Here is a 5555-nt window from a genome sequence, read left to right as displayed (position 1 = left end):
CCACAGGTCGGGACTTTCCGGCAAGCGCGCCGGTCCCAGCGGTTGGCCCGCACGGGAATCCAGGGACAAAATCCAGTTTGTCGCGTCTGTCCCGGCGAGGCGCGGCAAATGTTCTTCCCGCAAGGACTCGCTGCCGATGATCGGCGTGGTGTTGGGTTCCGGCGCAAAAAACAATTCTCCGCCCTTGCACGGCACGCCTTGGTCGATCCACCACACAATGTCTGGGAACGCCCGCCGCAATTCCGCCACCACGCCGGTTTGCCGACTTTTGCCCATGAGCGCGTCCAGGTCGGCGATATACACCGTTTTGAACGGATGCAGATTCAGCAGCCCCTCGACCACGGCGCAGGGTTCGGGGCTGCGGCACAACGGGCTTTGCAATGGCTGGTAAAGTTCGCGGCGACCCTGCCGGGCGTGGACGGCGAGTCCGTTCATCAGGTCGAGGACGGGGATGATTTGCATGGGGAGGCGCGGTGAAAGTCTTGGTGTTTGAATATATTACCGGCGGCGGCTTGCTGGCTGAACCGATTCCGCCGTCCCTGGCGCGGGAAGGCGGCTTGATGCTGGGCGCTTTGCTGCGGGACTTGGCCGACATTCCCGGCGTGCGCCCGGTGGCCTTGCGGGATGCCCGGCTGGCGGTGCCACCCGATTTAAGCCAGCGCGTGGAATGGATTTGGCTGGACCGGCACGCTGACGCGGAACAATGTTTCCGCAAGCAAGTGGCTCTGGCCGAGGCGGTGTGGCCCATCGCCCCGGAGACTGGCGGCATTCTGGAGCGCTTGTGCCAGTGGGTGGAACCGGCGGGAAAACCCTTGCTCACCAGCCCGGCGACGGCGGTGCGGTTGACCGCCAGCAAGCGGGAAACTTTGCGGCGGTTGGCGCCGTTTTGGCGTGGGGATACCGATTGTAGGTCGGGCTTCAGCCCGATCCCGCCGCCAGATGACATGCCGTGTCGGGCTGAAGCCCGACCTACACCCGCGCCGCGTCGTCGCCCCGGCGTGATGGTAGTGCCAACGGTACCAGTGGAAAAAGGCGCCGGGCTGGGTTTTCCCTTGGTCGTTAAACCCGACGATGGCGTGGGCTGCGAAGGCACGCGGATCATTGCGACACGAAAAGACTGGCAAGCTTTCCTCGCCAATCCACCCGCCGGGCGCTACATCGCTCAGCCTTTTCTGGAGGGTGAATCCCTGAGCCTGTCCGCCCTGTTTGCCGCCGGTCGGGCCTGCTTGCTGACCTGCAACCACCAGCACATTGCCCGGCAGGATAGCGGCTTCGTCTTGACCGGCTGCGGCGTGAATGCGGCCCATCAATGGCGGGACGAGTTCGAATCCCTGGCCGCACGCATCGCCGCCGCCCTGCCCGAGCTGTGGGGCTATGCCGGGGTCGATGTGATCCGCTCCGAACGCGGTTTAACCGTGTTGGAAGTGAACCCACGCCTGACCACCTCTTATGCGGGCTTGCGGGAGGCGCTGGGCGCAAATCCCGCCGAACTGGTGCTGAACCTATGGCGCCAAGGCCGCTTGCCAGAGTGTCCGGCCTATTCTTCCAATGTCGTGGAAATCTCCCTGGAATCGAGCCATGCCCATTGAACTCATCGGCTGGGACATCGGCGGCGCCCATTTGAAAGCCGCCGCCGTGGACGCCAGCGGCCAACTGGTCGCCGTGGCGCAAGCCGCGTGCCCGTTATGGCTGGGGTTGGACCGGCTGCATTCGGCGCTGGACTACATCGAGGCACGGTTGTCGCCGCCGCCCGGCTGCCGCCACGCCGTCACCATGACCGGCGAATTGGTGGACGCTTTCGCGGGCCGGGAAGAGGGCGTCGCGGCCTTGGTGGACGCGATGACCGGGCGCTATTCGGCGGAGTCCGTCGCCCTGTTCGCCGGTCACGCAGGTTTCTTGGCGCCGCACAAGCTGGGACCGATGCAAGCCCTGCAAATCGCCTCGGCCAATTGGCTCGCCAGCGGGCTGTGGGCGGCGGCGCGGCTTGAGGAAGCCTTGTTCGTCGATGTCGGCAGCACCACCACCGATCTCCTGGTGATCCGTCAACACAGGGTTGAGCATCGAGGCTATACCGATTACGAACGAATGCGCTACGATGAACTCCTATATACCGGCGTGGTTAGGACACCCGCGATGGCCTTGGCGGAGCGGGCGTCCTTCGAGGGCGACTGGGTGAATTTGATGGCCGAGCATTTCGCCACCACGGCGGATGTTTACCGCCTGACGGGCGAGTTGCCCGAACCCGCCGACCAAATGCCCGCCGCCGATCAGGGCGAGAAAACCGTCGAGGGAAGCCGCCGCCGACTGGCCCGGCTGTTCGGGCGGGATGCGGAATCCGCTAGCCCGGAGCAATGGCGGCTGGCGGCGGAGTTTTTCAGGGAGCGCCAATTGGCGAAAATTCACGCAGGGCTACAACTCCAGCTTTCCCGTGGCCTCTTAAGCGCAACGGCGCCCTTGGTCGGCGCTGGCGTGGGACGGTTCCTGGTGCGGGAACTGGCCGGACGATTGAAGCGTCCCTATTTGGATTTCAGCGATTTGTTTTCCGCATCGACACCGCAGAACGAGTTCCAAGCCGCCGATTGTGCCCCGGCTGCCGCCGTGGCTGGTCTGGCGCTACGCAACATGGGTCCGCAATGACGCCTAGAATTGAAGAACTGCCGTATTTCGAGGACAGCGCCGCGCTGTTCCTGCCGTGGGCCGAGCGCCGCTGGTCGGTGTTCCTGGACAGCGGGTTTCCCCATAGCCAGCAGGGCCGCTACGACATCCTCGCCGCCGAACCCATCCGCACCCTCGTCACCCGTGGCAATCTGACGGAAATCCGCGAGGGCAAATCCATCACCCTGTCGCCGGAAGACCCGTTCTCCTTGGTCCGCCAAGCCTTGGGCGAACAGGCCGAGCCGGTGCCGGGCCTGCCGTTCTCCGGCGGGGCCATCGGTTATTTCAGCTACGACCTGGCCCGCCGTCTGGAAAAACTCCCCGACCGCGCCACCGACGCCGAGAACATCCCCGACATGGTGGTCGGCATCTACGATTGGGCGGTGGTGGTGGATCATCAGGAGCGGCGCACGTTTCTGGTCGGGCAGGGCCGGAGTTCTAGCCTCGAAAGCCGCTGGCCGCACTTAATCAAGGCGTTCAGTCAGATTCAGACCATCGGCTGGCAGTTGGAGGATTTCTGCGTCTACGGCGAGGTGCTAGCCAATATGGACCGGGCCAAATATGGCCGCGCCTTCGACCGCATCCAGCGCTACATCCTTGAGGGCGATTGCTATCAGGTCAACCTGACGCAACGCTTCTCGGCCCATTGCGGCGGCAACCCCTGGTCGGCCTATCAACTGCTGCGGCCCATCAATCCCGCCCCGTTCAGCGCCTTCCTCAATTTCCCCCAAGTCCAGGTGTTGAGTTCCTCGCCGGAACGCTTCCTCAAAGTCGAGGGCGGCCTAGTGGAAACCAAGCCCATCAAAGGCACCCGGCCCCGCTCGCCGGACCCGGCGACGGACGAAGCCAACGCGCAAGAACTCCGCGCCAGCCTCAAGGACCGGGCGGAAAACCTGATGATCGTCGATCTACTCCGCAACGACCTGGGCAAGCATTGTGCGCCGGGTTCGGTGCATGTGCCGGGGCTGTTCGAGATTGAGAGCTATGCCACCGTCCATCACTTGGTCAGCACCGTGCGGGGCCGCTTGGCGGAAGGCCGCGACGCGCTGGATTTGCTGCGCGGCGGTTTTCCCGGCGGGTCCATCACCGGGGCGCCGAAGATTCGGTCCATGGAGATCATTGAGGAATTGGAGCCGAACCGGCGCGGCATTTACTGCGGCTCGGTGGGCTATGTGGGCTTCGACGGCAACATGGACACCAACATCGCCATCCGCACGCTGGTCCATTCCGACCACACCATCCGCTTCTGGGCGGGCGGCGGCATCGTGGCCGATTCCGACCCCGAGCAGGAATATCAGGAGTGCTACCACAAGGCGGCGGCGCTGCTGCATTTGCTTGAGCAGTTCCGTGTCAAGAAAACCGGGGCCGATCACCTGGGTCGTTAAGCTGGGCGGGAGCCTCTCCGCTTCGGACGACTTGCCCCGCTGGCTGGATGTGCTGGCGGGGGCGAACGTGGTCATCGTGCCCGGTGGTGGCCCGTTCGCCGATCAAGTCCGCGAGGCGCAAGGCCGCTGGCAGTTCGACGACCGCACCGCCCATGTCATGGCGATTCTTGCCATGGCCCAATACGGCCACATGCTTTGTGGCCTGCAACCCCGCCTTCGTTCCGCCACTTGTTTCGATGAGATTGCGGCCCTTATCGCCGAGGAGCATTCCGTTGTTTGGCTGCCCGATCCCGCCCAGCTTCCTGAATCGGAGATTCCCGCCAGTTGGGACGTGACGTCCGACAGCCTTGCCGCGTGGCTGGCGGGGCGGCTCGGGGCGGGGCGCTTGTTGCTGGTGAAGTCGGCGGCGATTCCAGCGGGGGAGGTGCCGTTGGCGCGGCTGATGGAGGAGGGGGTGGTGGATGCGGCGTTTGGGCGGTTTGTGGGGGGGGAGGGTTGGGTTTGTGGGGCTGGGGATTATAGGAATTGGGGGAATAAATATACCGCCGTTTTTTAGAAGCAAGAGATTAGTTTTAAGCTTTTTATTGGCGGGTGCGCATTTATTATGACCATGAAATCATGTCAAAATAGCTCATAATTCAACTTCCTTAGACTGTTTATGATTTTAGCTTAATCATGTCGGTTACCATGATAAATTTGTAGTTTATCTCACATCATAATTCCCGGAGCCGTAAATGAGTATTCAAGATTTCTTTACAAAGCACCCCTTGTATCAAGTTGTTCCTCCCCCGCACGCTAATGATGAATATGAAAACACACTATATGTTTCCTCTATTCTATTTGAAGAGGCAAGATTCGACATGTTCTGTACTGAATGCAAAAGTCATTCAGTATTTAAAAAAGTTCCCCGACCTTATAATGGAGTCTTAAAAAGTTTTGGCGATAACAAATATACCCCAGCCCTGGCCAATGACTTTTATCAAATAAAGGCTATATGTTCGCGGAATGAACAACATGATGCTGTAATCTATCTGCAACTCCAAGATTTAAATCTATCCAAGGTTGGTCAATTTCCAGCATTAGCGGATATTCTTACGCCTGATTTGAAACGTTATAAAGCGGCCATTGGTGAATCAAGAATACGAGAATGGACAAGGGCTGTTGGGCTTTCATCTCATGGAATTGGGGCTGGTGCATTTGTGTATTTGCGAAGAATCTTGGAGTCCCTTATAGAGGAGGCCCATCAAAATGCATCCAAATTGCCTAGCTGGGATGAGGGCAAATATATTCAGTCACGTATTACCGAAAGAATCGACTTATTGTCTTCGTATCTTCCCTCTTTTATTGTTGAAAACAAAAGTGCATATTCTATTCTTAGCTGTCAAGACCCGTGAGATTGTCTACCGCCGAAACGAATAATTCTGGCTTTCTCTCGCGCCATTCGGCGAGGGCGTTAATGGGGGCGACATGACCCAGCGCCCGCTGGGGGATGGCGTGATTGTAAATATCGGCATA

General features: G+C 60.2%; 6 protein-coding genes and 1 pseudogene. 5 read left to right on the top strand and 2 right to left on the bottom strand.

The window, feature by feature from the left end:
- On the bottom strand, positions 1–462 hold a 462-nt coding region (locus tag ACXWUF_RS17410; RefSeq protein ID WP_458495884.1), incomplete at its 3' end, for a HisA/HisF-related TIM barrel protein.
- A 23-nt stretch (positions 463–485) separates the two neighbouring features.
- On the opposite strand from ACXWUF_RS17410, the gene ACXWUF_RS17405 reads away from it, so the two are divergent.
- From ACXWUF_RS17405 to ACXWUF_RS17385, 5 genes are all read left to right on the top strand, one after another.
- On the top strand, positions 486–1589 hold the full coding sequence (locus ACXWUF_RS17405; RefSeq protein WP_458495883.1) for an ATP-grasp domain-containing protein: 1104 nt from the start codon (positions 486–488) through the stop codon (positions 1587–1589).
- Complete coding sequence (locus tag ACXWUF_RS17400; RefSeq protein WP_458495882.1) at positions 1579–2637, top strand: hydantoinase/oxoprolinase family protein; 1059 nt, start codon at positions 1579–1581, stop codon at positions 2635–2637. Before ACXWUF_RS17405 ends, ACXWUF_RS17400 begins: the two co-directional genes overlap by 11 nt.
- Complete coding sequence (gene pabB, locus ACXWUF_RS17395) at positions 2634–4040, top strand: aminodeoxychorismate synthase component I (RefSeq protein ID WP_458495881.1); 1407 nt, start codon at positions 2634–2636, stop codon at positions 4038–4040. The genes ACXWUF_RS17400 and pabB overlap by 4 nt, the downstream gene beginning before the upstream one ends.
- A complete protein-coding gene (locus ACXWUF_RS17390) occupies positions 4003–4596 on the top strand; it encodes an amino acid kinase family protein (protein ID WP_458495880.1) in 594 nt (197 codons plus the stop codon). Before pabB ends, ACXWUF_RS17390 begins: the two co-directional genes overlap by 38 nt.
- A gap of 178 nt (positions 4597–4774) precedes the next feature.
- Entirely contained in the window at positions 4775–5434 is a 660-nt protein-coding gene (locus ACXWUF_RS17385) for a hypothetical protein (RefSeq protein WP_458495879.1), read from the top strand.
- Here the strand turns inward: ACXWUF_RS17385 and ACXWUF_RS17380 are convergent.
- A pseudogene (locus tag ACXWUF_RS17380) lies at positions 5415–5555 on the bottom strand (IS481 family transposase); the annotation flags it as partial. The gene ACXWUF_RS17385 and the pseudogene ACXWUF_RS17380 sit on opposite strands and share 20 nt — an antisense overlap.

The organism is Methylomagnum sp. (assembly GCF_054333355.1).
Note: the sequence above shows the minus strand (reverse complement) of the source record. Positions and strands in the feature narration are given on the sequence as shown.